16 protein-coding genes are annotated in these 19,464 nt (G+C 48.3%); 5 read left to right on the top strand and 11 right to left on the bottom strand.

The window, feature by feature from the left end; translation table 11 throughout:
- On the bottom strand, positions 1 to 699 hold a 699-nt coding region (locus HOLDEFILI_RS05380; RefSeq protein ID WP_006058493.1), incomplete at its 3' end, for a hypothetical protein.
- A 421-nt stretch (positions 700 to 1,120) separates the two neighbouring features.
- Here HOLDEFILI_RS05380 and HOLDEFILI_RS05375 point away from each other — a divergent pair.
- Positions 1,121 to 1,585 (top strand): DUF3990 domain-containing protein, encoded by a 465-nt coding sequence (locus tag HOLDEFILI_RS05375; RefSeq protein WP_006058492.1) that lies wholly within the window; start codon positions 1,121 to 1,123, stop codon positions 1,583 to 1,585.
- Positions 1,575 to 2,015, top strand: a complete 441-nt coding sequence (locus HOLDEFILI_RS05370) for a hypothetical protein (protein WP_006058491.1) — start codon at positions 1,575 to 1,577, stop codon at positions 2,013 to 2,015. The genes HOLDEFILI_RS05375 and HOLDEFILI_RS05370 overlap by 11 nt, the downstream gene beginning before the upstream one ends.
- 273 nt (positions 2,016 to 2,288) lie before the next feature.
- On the opposite strand, the gene HOLDEFILI_RS05365 is transcribed toward HOLDEFILI_RS05370, so the two are convergent.
- The 5 genes from HOLDEFILI_RS05365 to mutS form a co-directional block, all read right to left on the bottom strand.
- Positions 2,289 to 3,032 carry a tRNA threonylcarbamoyladenosine dehydratase gene (locus tag HOLDEFILI_RS05365; RefSeq protein ID WP_208854951.1) on the bottom strand — a complete coding sequence of 248 codons (744 nt, stop codon included), beginning with the start codon at positions 3,030 to 3,032 and terminating at the stop codon, positions 2,289 to 2,291.
- Positions 2,999 to 3,952, bottom strand: a complete 954-nt coding sequence (gene miaA, locus HOLDEFILI_RS05360) for a tRNA (adenosine(37)-N6)-dimethylallyltransferase MiaA (protein ID WP_006058488.1) — start codon at positions 3,950 to 3,952, stop codon at positions 2,999 to 3,001. Before miaA ends, HOLDEFILI_RS05365 begins: the two co-directional genes overlap by 34 nt.
- The gene (gene mutL / locus HOLDEFILI_RS19595; RefSeq protein WP_006058487.1) at positions 3,949 to 5,952 is read right to left on the bottom strand and encodes a DNA mismatch repair endonuclease MutL; all 2,004 of its coding nucleotides are present in this window, start codon (positions 5,950 to 5,952) and stop codon (positions 3,949 to 3,951) included. The genes miaA and mutL overlap by 4 nt, the downstream gene beginning before the upstream one ends.
- A gap of 122 nt (positions 5,953 to 6,074) precedes the next feature.
- Positions 6,075 to 6,428: a hypothetical protein gene (locus tag HOLDEFILI_RS05350; RefSeq protein WP_006058486.1), complete on the bottom strand. Its 354-nt coding sequence runs from the start codon at positions 6,426 to 6,428 to the stop codon at positions 6,075 to 6,077.
- Positions 6,429 to 6,524: 96 nt separating this feature from the next.
- Positions 6,525 to 9,056 carry a DNA mismatch repair protein MutS gene (gene mutS, locus HOLDEFILI_RS05345; RefSeq protein ID WP_006058485.1) on the bottom strand — a complete coding sequence of 844 codons (2,532 nt, stop codon included), beginning with the start codon at positions 9,054 to 9,056 and terminating at the stop codon, positions 6,525 to 6,527.
- A gap of 97 nt (positions 9,057 to 9,153) precedes the next feature.
- Between mutS and HOLDEFILI_RS05340 the strand changes: the two genes are divergently transcribed.
- A complete protein-coding gene (locus HOLDEFILI_RS05340) occupies positions 9,154 to 9,687 on the top strand; it encodes a DJ-1/PfpI family protein (RefSeq protein WP_006058484.1) in 534 nt (177 codons plus the stop codon).
- Between the two features lie 307 nt (positions 9,688 to 9,994).
- Here the strand turns inward: HOLDEFILI_RS05340 and HOLDEFILI_RS05335 are convergent, their stop codons facing one another.
- The 5 genes from HOLDEFILI_RS05335 to HOLDEFILI_RS05310 form a co-directional block, all read right to left on the bottom strand.
- Positions 9,995 to 11,863: an AAA family ATPase gene (locus tag HOLDEFILI_RS05335; RefSeq protein WP_006058483.1), complete on the bottom strand. Its 1,869-nt coding sequence runs from the start codon at positions 11,861 to 11,863 to the stop codon at positions 9,995 to 9,997.
- A 188-nt stretch (positions 11,864 to 12,051) separates the two neighbouring features.
- Positions 12,052 to 13,599 carry an ABC-F family ATP-binding cassette domain-containing protein gene (locus HOLDEFILI_RS05330; RefSeq protein ID WP_006058482.1) on the bottom strand — a complete coding sequence of 516 codons (1,548 nt, stop codon included), beginning with the start codon at positions 13,597 to 13,599 and terminating at the stop codon, positions 12,052 to 12,054.
- Between the two features lie 805 nt (positions 13,600 to 14,404).
- The gene (locus HOLDEFILI_RS05320; protein WP_006058478.1) at positions 14,405 to 15,055 is read right to left on the bottom strand and encodes a hypothetical protein; all 651 of its coding nucleotides are present in this window, start codon (positions 15,053 to 15,055) and stop codon (positions 14,405 to 14,407) included.
- Positions 15,056 to 15,317: 262 nt separating this feature from the next.
- Complete coding sequence (locus tag HOLDEFILI_RS05315; RefSeq protein WP_006058477.1) at positions 15,318 to 15,941, bottom strand: hypothetical protein; 624 nt, start codon at positions 15,939 to 15,941, stop codon at positions 15,318 to 15,320.
- 257 nt (positions 15,942 to 16,198) lie between these two features.
- Complete coding sequence (locus tag HOLDEFILI_RS05310) at positions 16,199 to 17,734, bottom strand: PTS sugar transporter subunit IIABC family protein (protein ID WP_006058476.1); 1,536 nt, start codon at positions 17,732 to 17,734, stop codon at positions 16,199 to 16,201.
- A 70-nt stretch (positions 17,735 to 17,804) separates the two neighbouring features.
- Here HOLDEFILI_RS05310 and HOLDEFILI_RS05305 point away from each other — a divergent pair, with 70 nt between their 5' ends.
- Together HOLDEFILI_RS05305 and HOLDEFILI_RS05300 are read left to right on the top strand one after the other, a co-directional pair.
- Positions 17,805 to 18,230 (top strand): GNAT family N-acetyltransferase, encoded by a 426-nt coding sequence (locus HOLDEFILI_RS05305; protein WP_006058475.1) that lies wholly within the window; start codon positions 17,805 to 17,807, stop codon positions 18,228 to 18,230.
- Positions 18,227 to 19,423 carry an FtsW/RodA/SpoVE family cell cycle protein gene (locus tag HOLDEFILI_RS05300; protein WP_006058474.1) on the top strand — a complete coding sequence of 399 codons (1,197 nt, stop codon included), beginning with the start codon at positions 18,227 to 18,229 and terminating at the stop codon, positions 19,421 to 19,423. The genes HOLDEFILI_RS05305 and HOLDEFILI_RS05300 overlap by 4 nt, the downstream gene beginning before the upstream one ends.
- Positions 19,424 to 19,464 lie beyond the last annotated feature (41 nt).

Raw genomic sequence — 19,464 nt, 5'->3', positions numbered from 1 at the left:
ATAAATCACGGAGAACACGATGACCATCCCGACAACCCCTAAGATCGCCGCAATGGTTTTCTTACCATTCTGACCTTGTTCCTGCCGCAGAATCCGATCCCTGCGAGCCTGACGATCTTCTTCTGCCGGATCCCAGGCTTTTTCACCCGCTTGATCTTCGGCCGCTGTCGGTGTATCTATTGGCGGAAACCATTGATCCAGCGCATCCGTAACCCGCTCGAAATCGCCCTTGCGGCTGCAGATAATCTTATACTTTTTCTTCGGTCCGACAAACAACAGAATCATCGGATAGGTGCGGCCCTTCTGATAATAGCTCGTTTCCTCGACATGGTCGATACTGCGGCGATGTAGCGCGAAATTAGAACCATACAGACCGCTGACGATCCAGTTCTTACTCATTGAAATCTCTTTGGTCACGAACTCGAAGTCTTCCTCTTCGTTTAACTCGATCCCCAGATCCTCACACTGACGCTTAACCATTTTGCCAACGCGCAGATATGGCACGCTGCCGATCAGCACGAAGATTAACAGAATAAAGCCGAACATCACGATCATGGTCACAGCCATAAGCAGCGCCTGCTGGACGCCTTCACCCAGCATGATCAGCCCGAAAACTGCCGCGACACCGAAGAAGATCGCTGTCAGCAGGGCCAGCGTCCGCGCCATCCCCCGGCGGGCCAATTTCTTGATTTGCTTCATAAAATACCCCCTCAACGGTGGTATTATATCGAAAACTGTCGGTGTTGAGTACTTTTATTTCAGTAATTTCATCTTTCTTTCGTAAAATTTAATGATTTTGTAAAAGAAGGAACTAAATTTTCTGTTTTCATTCAATTTATTATTCTCGCTTTGTTCGATTTCAAAAACAAAAAAAGCAGCGGATCACTCCTGCTGCATATTTTTTTACGTTCTGTCCGTTCAATTTCATTGACGATCGCCCGCTTAATATTAAAATAAAATTTGCAATAATCTTGAGCCTGATCTTAATTCGAAAATGTCATACACAAAGCATAAAAAGCAGTCATTGGATTATTTGCATATTGTAAATGATTTTTCACCTCATGAATGAGGTATAATAACAGTAAATAGATTTCTAAAAATAAAGAAAGGAGAATATTGGATGATCGTTTATCATGGAGGTAAACAAGAGATTAAAAAGCCTAGGATTTTAGTGAATGGATTTAATAAAGATTTTGGGTATGGATTTTATTGTTCTGAAATCGAAAAACAGGCCAAGAAGTGGGCAATGACTAAATCTCTGACGCATCCGATCGTCAGCGTGTTTCAGGTTGAAATAAACGGTGATCTGAATATCAAAAAGTTTGACACGATGACAGATGAATGGCTGGAATTCATTGCACGATGCCGAGCCGGAGAAACACATTCCTTCGATATTGTTGAAGGGCCGATGGCGGATGACACAGTCTGGGATTATGTTAATGATTTTATCGCGGGTCGGATCAGTAAAGAACTTTTTTTTGAATTTGCTAAGTTTAAATATCCCACGCATCAAATTACATTTTGCACAGAACGGGCGCTTCAGTGTTTGAAGTTTGAAAGGAGTTTTATAGCGAATGATCAATAAATTTTCTGAAGAAGTGACAATGGATGATGTAAAATTCACTTGTTTTATAATTGAGAAGACGGCTCGATTGCTAAATCAACTGAACGAATATGTTGTTGATAGTTTAGGTTATGACGGTATTGAACATTTACTTAATTTTGCCACGATGCTGCACAATCAAAATTTTGATCAAACCTGTTCTGAGCTAATTCAAAAATATACGATGTTAAAATCATCAAAGAAGCAACAGCGAAATACAGCTCTATCGGAAATGTATATGGCAAGGCTCTATTCATCGCTTATATGGGAAATCAATGACGGAGATTTAGTTCAATCGGTCATCGATGTATATCATAGTCCAATCTGTAAAATCATTGACGATCCAAGAACATCGGCTCATTATGAACCCTTGCCGGTCATCGTAAGAGCTTATTATGAGGGAACATTTTAACTAAGCCAAATTATCTTGGCTTTTTAATTTTATTCCTAGCCGTAGAGCTACGTCTTGTGCAATCAGGAATGATAATGAACCCTCTTTTTTTGATCTCATTTGAGAGTTCTGAAGGACAAACACAATCATCATTCAATTTTTACCGGATAAGTTAAAAGGATGGAATGTATTCTGCTCGCATTCCATCCTTATTCATGTGAATTAACGACGGTGATCGGTCATAACCCATCCCGTTTCTTTCTTTATTTTATAATCTTCAATATTTTATGATCTTCAATCCTTCTTCTCGGGCACTTTATTTTCCTCGATCAATGCCTGAAACACCACCGAAGCGCAGGTCAGCCCGGCGGCGGCCGGCACAAAGATCGTGCTGGCTGGCGGATATTTCTGCTTCAAGGTTTGTCCTTCGGCATTGACCAGCTGATTCTGCGTGCGCGGCAGCTCCCTGGACCAGACAACCGGAATCTTCGCAGTGAATCCCCGCTTGCGCACCATCTGGCGAAGGGCCCGGGCAAGCGGATCATTGCAGGTTTTATCCAGCGACGTGACGGTCAGCTGGGTCGGATCAAACCGATTTGCCATTCCCAGCGAGCTGATGCACGGCACAGAATGACGCTGCGCCATTTCAATCAGCGCCAGCTTGCTTGACAGCGTGTCGATCGCGTCAATCACATAGTCGATCTTCTGATCGAACAGGCTCTCACTCTGTTCGTTAAAGAACGCATTCACTGCTTGGACTTCGCATTCCGGGGCAAAGCTGCGGATGCGCGCGGCCATAACTTCGGTTTTCGACTGGTTCAGGGTCTCCAGGGTGGCGATGATCTGCCGGTTGAGATTGCTGGGGGCGACCGTGTCCGCGTCGACCAGAATCAATTTCCCGATCCCGCTGCGGCCCAGCGCCTCCGCGGCATACCCGCCGACTCCGCCGATACCGACGATCAGCACGCACGCCTGCTTCAGCCGTCCGATCGCGGCTGGACCGACTAACAATTCCAGTCTTTGTAGAGGTGTTTCCACGCACATTCCTCCTTCAGCCAGTCGGCGATTTCCGCCACTGCCTGTTCTTTCTCGCCCGGCTGATCGACCGCCGCCCAGCGGATCGGCGTCTGCCGGGTAAACCAGGTCATCTGACGGCGGGAAAATTGCCGGGTATGCGTTAAAATCTGTTCCCGCGCCTGATCGATCGTTTCCCGGCCTTCAAAATAGCCGCGCCATTCCTTGTAGCCGATGCCCTGCATCGATTGATCATCGAAGCTGACGCCCTCCCGCAATAACCCGCGGATTTCTTCGATCAAACCGTCGGCGATCATTCCGTCGACGCGCTTTTCAATCCGTTCCACCAGCGCCTGCCGTTGGCAAGTCAGACCGCAAATGAACGTGTCGTAAATCATTCTGTGCTCCTGCCGGCTTTCCAGCTCGCTTTTTGGCGTCTGCGCCAGCTCATGAATCACCAGCGCGCGGACGATCCGGCGCTTATTGTGGGGATGAATCTGATCCGCAGTCTGCGGATCGACCTGTTTCAGCCAGGCATACAGCTCGGCTTCATCGCGTTGCTCCAGTTCTTCGCTCAAGCTTTGCGCGCGCGGGTCTTCAGGTTGAAACTGATAATCATACAACGCCGCTTTGATATACAAACCGGTACCGCCGACGATCATCGGCAACTTGCCCCGGGCACTGATCGCTTCAATCGCTGCGCGCGCCTCCCGCTGGAAATCCGCGACGCTTGTTTTTTCTTTCGGATCCAGCGTGTCGATATTGTAATGCGGTACGCCCTGTTTTTCCGCTTCGGTAATCTTCCCCGAGCCGATATCCAGCCCGCGGTAGACCTGGATCGAATCGCCGCTGATGATCTCACCATGAAACCGCTGCGCCAGTTCAATCGAAAACGCCGTCTTGCCGACGGCGGTCGGACCGACGAGCACCAGTACTTTCTTCATCGCTGGAACTCCTTGATCAGCTGCTTTTCCGTGATGGTGATGAACGTCGGACGGCCATGCGGACAGTGATACGGCTGTTCACAATGAGCCAGCTGTTCGATCACCTCCTGCATTTCACCTATCGACAATACACGGTTAAAGCGGATCGAATGATGGCACGCGATCGTCGCCAGCCGGTGCCGCTGCAGATCCTCGGCACGGACTTCGCGGCCGTCTTTCCACAGATCCAGCACGTCCTGTAAGAACGCCTGTTCGTCAATTTCACTCATCCAAGCTGGCAGCTGACGGCAGATCAAACTGTTCTGACCGAAGTTTTCCAAATGGATGTGCATCGGTTCCAGCAATTCGTTCATTTCCTGCAGCCGGGCCGCCACCGACGCGCTGCCTTCCAAAATGATCGGCACAAGCAGCTCCTGCATTAAAGGCTCCTGATCCAGAAAGCGCTGTTGGACTTCTTCAAAATGGACACGTTCCTGCGCAGCATGTTGATCGACAATATAAAGCGCGTGTTCGTCCTGAGCGAGAATGTATTTGCCATGCATCTGCGCCAGCACCTGCATCTGCGGAAAGGTTTGTTTTGGGACCGAGCGCAGCGCTTCGGCCGAAGCTTCCGTCTGCTGAACCCGGGGATCCAGTGGTTCTGGCTCCGGCAGCTGATCGGAAAGGCTGTCCGCAGATGAGGTCTTTGCGGTTGGCTTCGGCGTCGTTAATGGCGAACCTTCCCGGTTTTCCACCTCTGTTTTTTTAATCAGAGCTTCAGGTTCCGCTGGCAAGACTGCGGATGCTTCCGCTTTTCCAGTGACTTCCGGATCCTGCGGTATTTCCCGGGAAAGCGGCGCGGCGATCTGTTCCCGTTCGCGCTGTTCGCTCATCAGGGCCGCCTGTCTGCGCCATTCATTGGCTTCGACGGAATCTTCACGCACCTGGTTGGCAGGAACAACCACGGGCGTTTCAAACAACTGCGGCATTTCCACTTTCTCCCGCGGCGTTTCCACGCGCATGACCTCTGGCGCCTGCATGTGCTCGCGCAGAGTGCGGGTCAGCGTATCGCGGATTAAAAATTCCAGCTGCTGCTCCTTGGAAAGCCGGATTTCCCATTTGGATGGATGGACGTTCACATCGCACAGATGGCTGTCCATCTCGATATCCAGCATGACAATCGGATAGCGATCCTGCGGAATATAGTTCTTATAGGCTTCCAGAATCGCTTTCTGAATTCGGTAGGAGCGGATCATCCGACGGTTGATGAAGACGGTCATATAATTGCGGCTGGCGCGGGTCTGCGCCGGCAGCGCCATCAAACCGCGAACCGTGTAATCGAAGTCCTGTCCTTCCACCTCGATGCACTGACGGGCCAGATCGCGGCCGTAGATGATCGCCATGACTTCCAGCAGACTGCCGTTGCCGGCGCTGCGGAACACTTCCTTGCCGTCATGGACAAGCCGGAACGCAACGTCCGGATAGCTCAGCGCAAACTTCTGGATGACGTCGAGAATCAGCGAGGTTTCATACGGAATCGACTTGAGATGCTTCAGCCGGGCCGGTGTTTTCTGAAACAGGCCGTTGACCGTGATCTGCGTCCCCTGATTGCAGGGGTAAGGCCGCGCGGACTGGCGCTGACCGTAGCGGATTTCCACACGGGTGGAATCTTCGCCGTTGTTGGTCAAAAGCGTCAGATTGGAGACGGAAGCGATCGAAGGCAGCGCTTCGCCGCGGAAACCCAGCGTGTGAATCGCCCATAGATCTTCCGTCGTCTTGATTTTACTGGTGGCATGCCGTTCAAAGCACAGACATGCGTCTTCCCGATCCATCCCGACGCCGTTGTCAATTACTTCCATCAGCTCGGTGCCGCCCTGGTTGATGTTGACTTCAATCCGGGTCGCTTTCGCGTCCAGCGCGTTTTCGACCAGTTCTTTGATGACGCCCATCGGCCGTTCGACGACCTCCCCGGCGGCGATCATGTTGGTTAAATGCGCGTCCAGCTGCTGTATTTTTGCCATCGTGGATTCACCCTCCTGTTCTGTGAAACTGCTTCCGATTCGATTCCCAGAGGATGCGGTAAATTCAGGGAACCGGTCATTCTTTTCAAATACGCCGGCGGACTGCCGGTTTTTCTTATCTTTTATTGTCCATGCCGCAGAAACTCGTAAAACGCGAAGCCGATCGAGATGATCGTCAGCAAGCCGACAATCATTTCCGACAGATTGTTGGCATACTCCGCCTGTGCCGGATCGGCCAGCGCCAGCACCAGGAAATACAGGCACCAGATAAAACCGAGGATCAGCATCGCAAAGGTGACATAGGTCAGAATCCGCGAACCGGTCTTCCAGCGCCGGCGGCCTTCTTCCAGCTGCTTAGGCGTATAGGTGAAATCCGGATGGTTGCGGCGGCGCAGCGTCTGCCGGATCGCGCTGGCGATCAAGCCGAGAATTAAACCCTGGCTTAACGCCAGGCAAAGCATTCTGAACATCTTCATTGCTTTTCCTCGTTTCTGATTTTACTTTCCACGTTTCTGCTTTAATTCATTAATTTCTGGAAGCGAAAGCAAATAGGAAGACCCGGCAGACCGCCGTCATGCTTTCTGTGCTTCCTTCAACTCCTGCTGCAAGTCCATGATCATCTGCAGCGCCTGAATCGGCGAGAGCTGGTTGGGATCGACCATTTCCAATTTATCGAGCACGCCCTGTTCCTTGACCGGCGCTTTGACCATTTCGACGATGCCCAGCGACTGCTGGACGACGCGTTTTTTCGATTCGTATTCCGCTAACAGATCGCCGGCCCGTTCCAGCACCGCTTCCGGCAGCTGCGCCAGGCGGGCGACGTTGATGCCGTAGGACCGGTCGGCTTTGCCTTTTTTAACACGGTACATAAAGGTGACGTGGCCGTTGTCCTCATGAACCTCGACATGCACGTTCTTCACCACCGGCAGACTTTCATCCAGACTGGTCAGTTCGTGGTAGTGCGTGGAAAACAGTGTCTTCGCGTGGATGCAGACGGCGATGTATTCGATCATGGCCTGGGCCAGCGCCATGCCGTCATACGTGGAAGTGCCGCGGCCGATTTCATCAAACAGGATTAAGGAATGCTCCGTGGCCTGGGATAATGCGTTGTTCGCTTCCGTCATTTCCACCATGAAGGTCGACTGTCCCGACAGGATATCGTCGCTGGCGCCGATGCGGGTGAAAATCTTATCGAAAATCGGCATTTCGCATTTCTTCGCCGGCACAAAGCAGCCGATCTGCGCCATCAGGATGATCAGCGCCACCTGCCGCATATAGGTACTTTTACCCCCCATGTTCGGCCCGGTAATGATCAGGATCTGATTTTCTTTATCCATCGCCAGACTGTTGGAAACATAGCGGTTGGTGCTGATCTTTTCTAGGATCGGATGACGGCCTTCCTCAATTTTCAGCTCGTCCTCTGTGAAAAGGGGACGGACGTAGCCGTTATCCGCGCTGATCGAGGACAGGGCGTAATAGACGTCCATATTCGCCAGCATCAAGGCTAGTTTCTGCAGCTTCGGCAGATAGCTGCGGATCTGTTCCAGCAGGTTGGCAAACAGCTCGGTTTCCAAACGAATGGAGCGTTCCTCCGCATGCAGGATCGCGTCTTCCTTTTCCTTCAGCTCAGAGGTGATGTAGCGCTCGGCGTTGGTCAACGTCTGCTTGCGGACATAGCCGTATTCTTCCTTGACCTGCGCCGCCGCGCCCTTGGACACTTCGATATAATAGCCGAACACCCGGTTGTAGCCGATTTTCAGCGTCTTAATTCCAGTGCGCTCGCGTTCGTAGTTTTCCTGTTGGAGAATCCAGGTTTTGCCTTCCTTCTGGGCGCTGCGGTATTCGTCCAGCTGTTCGCTGAAGCCTTCCGCAAACATCCCGCCTTCCTTGACGGACACCGGCGGATTCTCAACGAACGCCCCGTCCAGCAGCTCCGTCAGCGACAGGCAGCAGTCGATGTCCCGGTATTCCTGAAAAACTGGCGCGTCCTGAAACAGCGCCAGGATTTCCGGCACCTGGCTCAGTGTTTTCTGCAGGCGCTGGCAGTCGATCGCATTGGCGGAACCATAGGCCACTCTGGCAATCAGCCGTTCCATATCATAGATCTGGTTCAGCTTGTCCTTGAGATCCTCGCGGACAAGATAGTTTTTCATTAAATATTCGATTCGGTCCTGGCGGAACAGAATTTTCTTTTTATCCACCAGCGGCCGTTCAATCCATTTTTTTAACAGGCGGGAACCCATTGCGCTCTGGCAGCGGTCAAGAAATGACCACAGTGTTTCTGATTTGCTTTGCGTGCGCAGCGGAACGACCAGTTCCAGATTCTGCTGGGTTGAGAAGTCCATATACAGCACGTCGTTTTCATTCTCAATCTCGACAGTCTGAAGGTGGTGCATCATCCGCTTCTGCGTTTCGATCAGGTAATTGAGCATCAGCCCATAGGCTTCCCGCTGCGCCCCGTCGCTCACTTCCTCGCACAGCGGCAGATATTCCTCGCCGATCTGGTCTATGGCGCAATAGGAAATCGCCACGGCGGACAGATCGCGGACGCCGCGAATAAACTTCTCGTCGAAGCCTTCCTTCACGACGATCTCGCGGATATTGTTTTTCAGCAGCGTCTGCTGCAAATGGAGAATGTTGCGCGGAATATGCGTTACCGTCGTTTCACCGGTCGACATTTCGCAGATCGACAGGGCGAATCCGTACTGATAGTCCACGACGGCCGCCAGGTAAATGCTGGAGCGTTCATCAAACAGTTCGTCGATCACCGTGCCGGGCGTCACGACCTTGATCACATCGCGCTTGACCAGTCCCTTCGCTAAGGCCGGATCTTCCATCTGTTCGACAATCGCCACCTTGTAGCCTTTCTGAACCAGACGCTGTATATAGCCCGTTACGGCGTGAAACGGCACGCCGCACATCGGCACGCGGTCTTTCACCCCGGCGTTTCTGCCGGTCAGCACCAGGTCCAGCTCACAGGAAGCAATCTTGGCGTCCTCAAAAAACATTTCATAAAAGTCGCCCAGACGATAAAAAACCAGGGCGTCCTGATAATTCTTTTTTACCTCGAGATACTGCTGCATCATCGGCGTATATTGTTCCATACTTTCACCTCTAAAAAAACTGTTCTTATTATACCATCATTTTTTCTGCAGGTCAGGGGAGTTTTGGGTTTATAATAAGGAAAATGGAGGTGCGGTTATGAGAATTTGTACGATTTTAGGCAAGGGCTACGAGGAGATCGAAGCGATCGGCACGCTGGCGTTATTGAAGCGCAGCGGACTGGAAGCGGATCTGTTTGGCATCAGCGGAGAAAAGACGACGGGCAAGCATGATCTGCCGATCTGCGGCCTGCTTCCGTTATCCGGCTTAAACCCTGAAAATTATGATTGCCTGCTGCTGCCGGGCGGGCCGCATTACGCTTTGTTGGAAAGCAGCGAGGACGTAAAACAGATCATCCTGAAGTTTAAAGCGCTGGATAAGCCAATTGCGGCGATCTGCGCGGCGCCGACGATACTGGGACATCTGGGCTTATTGAAAGGGAAGCAGTACACCTGCTTCACAAGCATGAACGAGGATTTCGGCGGTACGTACGTCGATCAATACACCGTCACCGACGGCAACCTGATCACCGGACGCAGCGCGGCGGCCACCATTGATTTCGCGTTTGCGATCATTGAGAAGCTGCAGGGAACCGAACAGAAAGAATTCATTCAGAAACAGATTTATTATTGATCAGGGAGACCGCAGGCGCTGTTTCATCGAAAACGTGGATTTCGATGTGAGTTCTTGTCGGATCTTAAAAGACACCCGGGATTGGAAACTGCCCGGGTGTCTTTGTGTGTTAAGTCATCAGCGGAGCGTTTGACAGAGCCTGGCAGCGATCTCCCTTCTCTCCAAACTTATTTCCTTGTTGAGAAACAGGCTCCTGATCACTGCCCCGCTAAGATGGCTTAAAATGCCGCTGTGAATTTCGATCTGTTTTTACTTTGTGAACTACAGTCTGATGCCAAGATCCGCTATTCTATGAGACAACACTGATTTATGCCCATTCTGATACAATTTCGACATGCTTGCCGCTGAACGCGACGCCAAAGTGCAGCACCTTTTTCACGCCGGCTTCCCGCAGCTGCACATCATACTGCCTTTGTTGAATTTGAAGAACCGCGTCGGAAGCGAGCTTTTTCAGTTCGTCTTTCGTTCCGTTTTTAACCGCCTTCAGCTCGATCAGAATGCCAGGCAGCTTCTCTTGTTTCGGAAGCAGACATAAGTCATACCGCCCAGATCCAGATTCCCGATTCGACAATACCTGATAGCGATTATCCAGGGTTGCAAGCAAGCCTAACATCAAGCCGTGATAAAAGCTCTCTTTCGCGGTATCGTAAAAGCTGACTGAGGTTTCTAACAACTTCTCCAGCCGATCCCGAAGCCGCTCAGCATCCCCTGTAAACAAAGCCTCCTGAATAGCAATCGCCGCAGACTGAGGAATCATTCCGGCATATTGATTTAAAATCTCGCTTTGATAAACAAACTCAATTTCCCGATTGGGCAGCGCGACCTGGCACAAATTACCTAATCCGAACGCCTTGTCAGAACCCGTTATTTTTAAATAGCCGCAGACTAGCAGAAAGCTGTAAATTGACGAAGGATTATCCTTGATCTGCGGATAGATCACACTGGAATCGACATAGGTTAAAATGGACTTTCCCTGTAGCAGATCCGCCAGCTGATCGACTACTTCCGAACTGGCGCCGGCCAGAATTTCGCCGATAACCTCGTTCCCGCTTGTGGACACCCAATAAGCTTTTGCCTCGCAGGCATTGTGAAAATAGTTAATTACCGACCAGGGATTAAAGATTTCCGTAATTCCAAAACGATAGCCATCATACCATTCGCAAATTTCCTGCATTTTATCTTCCCTGTGATAATAACGCGCCATCATTTCTACTTCCTGACGCGTAAATCCAAAATATTCACTATACTTTTTATCCAGCACGGAATTCACCACCAGATTATTCAAACCGCTGAAAATACTTTCCTTCGCTACCCGCAGAATCCCCGTCAGAAAACCATACGCAAGATTGCGGTTATCCTTAAGTCCGCTGGAAAAGAAATTCCGCATAAATGACACGACTGATTCATAAAACCCAAGAAGATAGCCTTGTTGGATTGGAGTATCATATTCGTCAATGATAATCACCGCCGCTTCGCCATAATGCTTATACAGCATGGAAGAAAGCACCTTCAGCGCTGAAATATAATCCGTTTCCCGTGCCTGACGAGAAACGATTTGTTGATAAAGAGCCTTATCATAATCGCTGCAGCGTTCACTGTTCAGCAAGTCGCTGTGACGCTGAAATTCTTCGCTGATCAACGTGATCAGATGTTCATAGGTTTCTTCCCAGGTATTCCGCTTAACATCTTTGAATGTCATAAAGATTACGGGATATTTTCCCTGAACCTCGCGATATTTATTCCCGCATTTCCAGATTTTCATATTTTTAAAGTAAACAGAAGTATCTTCCTCTGTCTTTTCAAAGAAGGTTCTAAGCATATCCATATTCAGCGTTTTCCCAAAACGCCGGGGCCGGGTGAACAGCGATACCATCGGACGTTCATCAATGAAATCTTTGATCATCATCGTTTTATCCACATAGTAATATTGGGAAGAAGCCAAACGATAATCTGAGATTCCCACTGGCAGCGGCAACCTCTCCGCTTGTTTTGATTTTCGGTAAGCTCCCGTTTTTACACGATGATCCAGCGGTCTTTCCGCATCCGCAGGAATTACCCAGACTCCGTTTTCCTTCCGGGCATTTTCTATTTTACCTTCCTTACAGAGCGCCGTTACAGCTCGGGGTGTTACATTCCAAAGCGCTGCGGCTTCTCTGACATACAGATATTCTTTCACATCGATCCCTCCTTTACTTATCAGCTTTATTATACTCTCTTCTCAGAATATTATCATTTTAAAAAGAATATTATCAATAAATTTGATATTTTTCTTTTTTGTTTAAGTAATATTCTGTTAGTCTTCTTTTTCATTTCAGTTTGAATAGAAGAATTAAGTTTTGCTTCAGGTATTCTTATGCTCTGAAATCAACGAACCAAACTGCGAAGCGATAGCTGATGTTCGACCCAACCCGTATAGAAATCCGCTTCATGGCATACCAGCAGGATTGCGCCCGAATACCGCTGTAAGGCTTCCTTCAGCGCTTTCTTGACCCATTCATCCAGATGCTGGGTTGGTTCATCCAAAATCAACAAATTACTTTCCTGCTGCAGCGCCAGACACAGCTTAACCCGCGCCTGTTCCCCGCCGCTCAACGTGTCTAACGGCCGGGTTGCCAGCTCATGCGAAATCCGGCATTGTGCCAGAAGAAAACGCAGCTCCTGCAAAGTTTTGCGGGGATAACAGTCAGAAAACAAGGCCAATGCACTCTGTTTGGGATCCGGCCAGCTCAGCGTCTGCGAAAAATAAGTGATCCGCAGTGTTTCAAAACGGCGCACGCTGCCCTGCAGCGGCGGCAATTCCCCAATCAGAGTCTTCAACAGCGTCGTTTTCCCGATGCCGTTAAATCCTGTCACCACCCATTTCTCTCCTGCTTGAATCTTCAGGTCCAGCTCAGGCAGCAGCGGTCTTTCATAACCGACGCTCAATTCTGACGTTTCTAACAGAATACCCTGTCCGATTGAAGCAACTGGGAAATCAAAATGCAGCGGCACCGGTGAATCCGGCGGCGTCAGCCGCTCTAATCGTTCTAATTGCTTACGACGGCCCTGTGCGATGCGGGTATTCACCCCGGCAATATTGCGGCGGATATATTCCTCCGTCTTTTTAATTTTCTCCTGCTGGGCTTCATACTGACGGCGGTATTCTTTCTGCCGATGCTCCTTCTGGCGCAAAAATGCGTCATAGCTGCCATAATATTTCGTGATATGTCCCCATTCTACATTCAGAATCGACGCCGCGATCTGTTGGAGAAAATCGAAATCGTGTGTGATCACCAAGAATGCGCCGGTGCGCTGTCTTAACATCTCTGCCAGCCAGACGATATGTTCATGATCGAGATAGTTTGTCGGTTCATCCAGCAGTAAAACGTCAGGATTTTTTAATAACAGCTGCGCCAGAATCACCTTGGCCCGCTGACCGCCGCTTAACTGACACAAAGGTTTATCAAGTCCGATCTGATCCAATCCCAGTCCGGTAATTGTCTTTTCAATGATGACTTCCACTTCATAGAACCCGGCGGCATTCAGCTGTTCCTGCAGCCGTCCCGCTTTTTTCAGCCAATGTTCGCTGTTTTTCACTTCTTCCGCCGCTTTCAGATAGGCTTCATTCATCTGACTTTCCCATTGCCACAAGGTCTGGTATGCGGTTTTTAAGAACTCCAGAATTGTCATTTCCGCCTGATCTGTCCAGGCTTGTTGATTCAAAGCGCCGATCGTTATTCCCGGCTGCCACCGGATATCGCCCTGATCCGGACTGATCTGCTCAGTCAGAATTTTCATCAGCGTGCTCTTTCCTGCGCCGTTGGGTCCGACAATTCCGCAATGTTCGCCGTTAAACAACTCGAATTCGGCGTCCTGATATAATATTTTCTCATCAAACTGATGGGTTAAATGTGCTACATTGCAAATACTCATATTCTTATTCCTGCTTTCTATTGAAATTTCAGTTTCCCTGTTCTTATGCTTAGCTGAGAAAACTGATTCGTATTTTTTACTTTATTGATTGGTCTTTCCATTTCTTCTGGGTGATCTTTTCTGGCTGGAAGCGATCGATTTTAGTCCTGATCTGTATTCTGAAGCTTGTCTTTCTTTTCGAAACAAACCTTTTTTTCCATAATAAAAACAGAGACTTTCCGGAGTTTCTCTCCCAGGCCTCTGTCTTCAAAAATAACAAAGGCCACAGACAAAGCATCTGTGACCTGAATCCGTAAATCGCTTCCTCTGCCTACGATGAAAACAGAAATTCGCCATGAATTTCTCAATCCTCGTATGACAGATGAAGATGATGGAAAATTAAATAATTCCCCGTTCCGGCTCCGCACAATGCTTCATCAACTTGATTTGTACGGAGCTGTTTCGTCTTTGAAGAACGATTCTTTGTTTAAAAAGCATTGCGTTTCGCCTCCTTTTTCTAAGCCGAGGCTATTCTATCACAGCGAACCTTGAAAAGCAATCATCCTTAACGCGTTACTCCGCTTGCCCGGATCCTTCTTCAATGTCCACTCGAATCATCTGGTTTCTAAAATCGAGGATCAGGACTGCGTGATTATTAATCTTTCTAAACACAGAGCTGTCTTTAATTTCAGGAATATGAATCATTTCAATGCCCTGATTCTGACCTTGAATAAGAACGATCTCCTGGTTTTTATAACCAAAACATCCTCTATCTGTAACCTAAGTTTAACACAAATACACTCCCAAAATATAACAGAGTGTTTCATCATGGTTTCTGCCGCGGTTCTACTTTGGAGAAAATCTCTGTGTTATCGTAAAAAGAAGTTATTTTGTTGATCAATTCCTCAGTAAAATCCAGAGAACTGTTAAATCGTAAAATAATCATTCTCCTGCTCGATAATAAATAAATTTCATTCTGTTCTCTGCGATCCGATGGAAACAGGAAATCGAGTTCTTTCGCAGAATAAGCTAAATCCGATTGCCATCGTGCAGCATCCAACAAATTCAAATTTTGGCAATATTCACTGAGCTTCGATTCTTTAAATTGATTAGGATAAATTGTTATTCCCATTTCTCTCAGGTAACTAATAACCGGATCTTCTTCCGCATTAAAATCAATGACTTCCAGATAAATTTCAACCGTTCTTTCTAAATCAGGAGTCATGCCCGATAATATTAGACTGTATCTTAAATTTTCCAAGGAATCCGCTTCGGAAAGCTTTCGATCCACTGTTTCATTTACAAAGCCAAAGTCTGTCATGTGTATTATTTGCGGTACTTCTTGTTGGACATCATGATTAGACGCATAGACAAACAACCCGAATAGAATTAAAGTTACAAAGAAAGTTTGATTAATTCTTCTTGAACCTCTTTTAATTATTTCAGCCTGGGTATAGGTTATCCCAAAAGCAGACATAACCTCTTCTTTGATTTTCTTCAGCGTAATTTTCTTTGTCCCCTGATCGTTAACTTGATCTATACTCGGTTATTATCGATACGCCTTGATTTATTCCTCAAAAATTTAACAAACAGCTGAGCGGTTCTGCTCCAAAATTTCCGAAACAACTCAGTATCTCAATGATGCCGCATCCTTCATTACCTAAAATTACATATTCATCTCATGCTTCCCCAATTGAGCTCGTTCTCTTTCCTCTTTATGAATAAGAACTTAACAATTGTTAGTAAAACGATTTTTGGTAGATAGAAACCACGCTGTCAATCAGTTCCTGGGTTATGTCAATTTTAGTATTATATCGGAATATTATAGCTCTGTTCCCGGAAAGCAGATAAATTGCATTACTTGGTATGCCATAGGATGTGAGTTCTACATCAAACGTCTGACTTGAATAGGCCAATTCCGATCCCCATTGTTCAGCGTTTAATTCATGCAGTTCTTCAAGATAGTGTTCAAGATCTTGCGTTTGAAACGTATTTTGAGGAACGCTTATTCCCATCTCACGCAGATAGCCAACCACAGGATTTATATCTTCTTGGTAATCAACCACTTGAATATTAAACCTGACATGTTGATTGGCAGCCGGATCCATTCCCAAGAGAGTACATTCATACCGATTATTTCCTAATCCATCAGTCCAGCTATGATTTTTTTCTACGCTTTCATCCTCAAAACCAAAATCCGAAAGATGAATTATTAGCGGAGTTTCCTGACCTATAGATTGATTCCTGGTCATTTCCGTAAAACCATAAGTTGCTAAGATATATACCAAAAAGCAAAGAGGAACCACTTTAAGGTGACGAACTTGATCATAAGACCATCCATGACGATATAAGAATTTTTTCATTTTTTCCCCTTCGATTATTCCAACTTTATTGTTTGATTGCGTTTTGAACTATCCAAAAGATAAGCTTCAGGAATCTTGATTAAGTCTGCTTTTTAATACCCAAGTCAATTGATAAAGCCGGATAATCTTTTCCTCAGTCTATCTCCCTATTAATTTTATTTTAGCATAAAATGATAAGATTCTTATTCTTTGTTTTGAATAAATAAAAAAGGGATTGTCCCGATCTCCCGTATCGTTTCAATCCCAAATGTTTTTGATTATGCGCTGCGCTTCATTTCCTTTATCCGCTTATTAATCTCATTTTTAATAATCGTGCTGCCGGCCCCAAAGTTAACGGAATATCCGGCACGGCTCTCTACCACCCGGCTGGCCCCCAAGCGCTGAATCTGGGAGAAGTTGATCAGCGAGGAATCCACAACCTGAATCGTTAACCGCGTCGGCGAGGAATGCATCATCTTGATGTTTTCCAATCCGCCTACCGCTAAGATAAAGCCTTCTACCCGCCGCTTACTGGCGCCGGTATTGAATAAGTCCAATGCCAGATATTTGAAGTAGAAACGGGTGAACGCAAAGTAGAGCACAAACAGAATCACACCGACTAGGAAAATCATCTGAATTGTATTCTGCATATTGGGATTCCGCACATACAGCATAAAATCAAATAAGGTCCCCGGCATGGCGGTGACGGTGCTGCCGGTATAACTGAAGCCCAGTGTCACGCTCATCGACTGGAAGATACCGAACAACGCGCCGGTGACGACCAGATGGAAGACAAACAACAACGGGGTCAGAATCAACAGATACAGTTCCAGCGGAAGCAGGGTGCCTGTGACTAACGATACCAGAATCGCCAACAGGAAGAACAGACGAATCCGCCGTTTTTCCATTTTATCCGTAAAGATCGTATAGAATCCGATCAACATGCCCGGAACCGCAAACAGGTTCAAAACATAATACGGCGTGATCAGCCGGCCGACGCCGCTGGGCGTGATCAGACTGTTCATCTGCGCTGTCCAGATTCCCACGTCGCCCATGTAATTGACGCCTAAATTATTAATCCAGGTACCACCCTGTTCACCATACCAGAACAAGGTGCGCATCAGCGCGCCCAGGTTGAGATCCGCTAACAGCCGGTCCATGACGCCGTAAACAAACAGGTTCATCGGATTGGTAATATCGGTAGCGATGAACTCAAAGATCGTATTGAGAAGATTAAGCACGATCGGCCACAGCCAGACAAGCGCGAAGCCGGTGATCATACATAAAATCAACGTTAAAATCAAACCCCAGGTATCGCGGTCAACAAACGAGAAGAAACCGTAAATCGACTTCGTCCGCGACTTGGAATACGCGATCCGTGATGCCAGAACGACCGCGGCGCAGGCAAAGAATCCCGTCTGCAGCGGATAGCGGGTTCGGTCAAACAGGGAGGAAGAATAGCTTAATCCCAGAATCGCCGAGGATGCCGACGTCGGCAGGCCCGCTGGCTGAAACAGCATCGTGATGACCAGCACCAGCACGTAGCCGGTGATTCCGATCATGATCGGAACCGACGAATTGCTTTTCGTCGCTAAAAACTTTATCATGACAAAGAAAGGAAAATTGACGATAATAAAACTGCCCGTCCGTTTGAACAGATCTGCCAGCAGCAGGATATTGCGGTCATTCACCGACCAGAACACCGATAAGCTCTGGTTGGTAATCAAGGTTCCAAGCCCCGTCAGGATGATTGCCACAAACAGCATTTTCAATGGAAATTGAATGATTTCTAACAAAGAATGCCATCTTCTCATACCATCACCTCGCCTATTATGATACCATTATTGTACATCAGATTCAAATGAAAGGAGTGGTTTGACTTTCATGAAAACCAAGTTTGCTGAAACACAGGCGGATTTCTTCCGGATTGTCAGAATCCGCACAGAAGTCTTTGTCATAGAACAACAGGTCGACCTGCATATTGAACAGGATCAGGACGACGAGACCGCCCTGCACTGGCTGGTGGAAAACGAAGCGGGCGAAGCGATTGCCTGCTGCCGGGGGCTGGACTTCGGCGAGGAAATCCATATCGGACGGGTAGCCGTCCTGAAGCCTTACCGCGGCCAGCATATCGGAGCGTTGATGATGCGTGAGATTGAAAAGGATCCGCATCTGGCCCGTTATAAGAAGATTGTTGTGCACGCCCAGGCTCAGGTTGAAGGTTTCTACGCATCGCTGGGTTATACCACGGTGTCCGAGCCGTTTTATGAGGCCGGCATTCGTCACGTCACGATGGAGAAAGCGTTATGAGCCAACAGCCGGAACGGATCCACAAGAAATTCCATATCGACCGGACGCTGATGCTTCTGCTTTTGGCGATGACCTGCGTTTCGTTATTGGCGATCTACTGCGCCGATCCGATCATGGCAACGCGCTTGCAGGGCACGCATCTGTGGCTGAAACAGGGCATGTGGTATGCGATCGGCTTTCTGATGCTGGCCTTTCTGACGCGGTTTGGAAGCGACCGGTTATTTACCGGCGTCAAAATTTTTTACTGGATTCTGATGGTGCTGTTAGCGATTTTATTGGTGGATAAGTATGTGATCAACCTGCCGGACCGGTTTATCCGTCCAGTCAATGGAACAACAGCCTGGTATCAGATCCCCGGCTTGGGTACTTTCCAGCCCAGCGAGTTCATGAAGGTCGTGCTGATCATCATGGTCGCCAACATTATCCACGAGCATAACCTCGGGAAGACGGAAATGTCGTTTGCGAGTGACTTCAAGCTGTTCTGGAAAGTCGGTAAGATCGCCGTTCCGCCGCTGATCCTGATCTTTTTAGAACCGGATACCGGCATCCCGCTGATCATCATCGTCAGTATCTTGGTCATGCTGGCGGTCTCGGGCGTCCGCAAGGAATGGGTCTGGCTGGGCGCGGCCTGCCTGGTCATCGGCTTCGGCGGACTGATCTTCATGTTCAAGTTCTATCCGAATCTTTTATCCTCGATCTTAGGCGGGGGGTATAAAATGCGGCGGATTTACGGCTGGCTGGAAACGGAGAAATACATCAATACCTGGGGCAACCAGCTGTATACTTCGTTATTAACGATCGGTTCCTCCGGCTTGACGGGCCATGGCTTCCGCGAAGTCCTGATTCGTTTTCCAGAGCCGCAGACCGACTTCATTTTCTCTGTCATCGGTCAGAATTTCGGATTTCTCGGTACGACTTCGGTCGTCGCATTATTGACGGCGTTCGATTTAAAGCTCATCAGCATCGCCTCACGACATGATCAGCCGCGCGAGCGGTATATGGTCGCCGGGATGATCGGCATGTTATTGTTCCAGCAGCTGGTCAACATGGGCATGATTACCGGTTTGTTTCCAATCACCGGCATTACGCTGCCGTTTATTTCCTACGGCGGCTCAAGTATGTTGTCGTATATGATTCCGCTGGCGATCGTGTTCCAGATGAGTTCAGAAAACAAGAGCCGGCTGATGCACTAGCTCAAACTCCTGTCCCGATGCTGAAAATGCAGAAAATGATA

This window comes from Holdemania filiformis DSM 12042, from assembly GCF_000157995.1.
Classification (GTDB): Bacteria; Bacillota_I; Bacilli_A; order Erysipelotrichales; family Erysipelotrichaceae; genus Holdemania; species Holdemania filiformis.
Note: the sequence above shows the minus strand (reverse complement) of the source record. Positions and strands in the feature narration are given on the sequence as shown.

Bases quoted from the DNA above. Each gene is read 5' to 3' on its own strand.
- HOLDEFILI_RS05375 (WP_006058492.1), top strand. From the start codon at position 1,121: ATGATCGTTTATCATGGAGGTAAACAAGAGATTAAAAAGCCTAGGATT.
- HOLDEFILI_RS05370 (WP_006058491.1), top strand. From the start codon at position 1,575: ATGATCAATAAATTTTCTGAAGAAGTGACAATGGATGATGTAAAATTC.
- miaA (WP_006058488.1), bottom strand. From the start codon at position 3,952: ATGAAGAAAGTACTGGTGCTCGTCGGTCCGACCGCCGTCGGCAAGACG.
- mutL (WP_006058487.1), bottom strand. From the start codon at position 5,952: ATGGCAAAAATACAGCAGCTGGACGCGCATTTAACCAACATGATCGCC.
- HOLDEFILI_RS05350 (WP_006058486.1), bottom strand. From the start codon at position 6,428: ATGAAGATGTTCAGAATGCTTTGCCTGGCGTTAAGCCAGGGTTTAATT.
- mutS (WP_006058485.1), bottom strand. From the start codon at position 9,056: ATGGAACAATATACGCCGATGATGCAGCAGTATCTCGAGGTAAAAAAG.
- HOLDEFILI_RS05340 (WP_006058484.1), top strand. From the start codon at position 9,154: ATGAGAATTTGTACGATTTTAGGCAAGGGCTACGAGGAGATCGAAGCG.
- HOLDEFILI_RS05330 (WP_006058482.1), bottom strand. From the start codon at position 13,599: ATGAGTATTTGCAATGTAGCACATTTAACCCATCAGTTTGATGAGAAA.
- HOLDEFILI_RS05320 (WP_006058478.1), bottom strand. From the start codon at position 15,055: ATGTCTGCTTTTGGGATAACCTATACCCAGGCTGAAATAATTAAAAGA.
- HOLDEFILI_RS05315 (WP_006058477.1), bottom strand. From the start codon at position 15,941: ATGAAAAAATTCTTATATCGTCATGGATGGTCTTATGATCAAGTTCGT.
- HOLDEFILI_RS05310 (WP_006058476.1), bottom strand. From the start codon at position 17,734: ATGAGAAGATGGCATTCTTTGTTAGAAATCATTCAATTTCCATTGAAA.
- HOLDEFILI_RS05305 (WP_006058475.1), top strand. From the start codon at position 17,805: ATGAAAACCAAGTTTGCTGAAACACAGGCGGATTTCTTCCGGATTGTC.
- HOLDEFILI_RS05300 (WP_006058474.1), top strand. From the start codon at position 18,227: ATGAGCCAACAGCCGGAACGGATCCACAAGAAATTCCATATCGACCGG.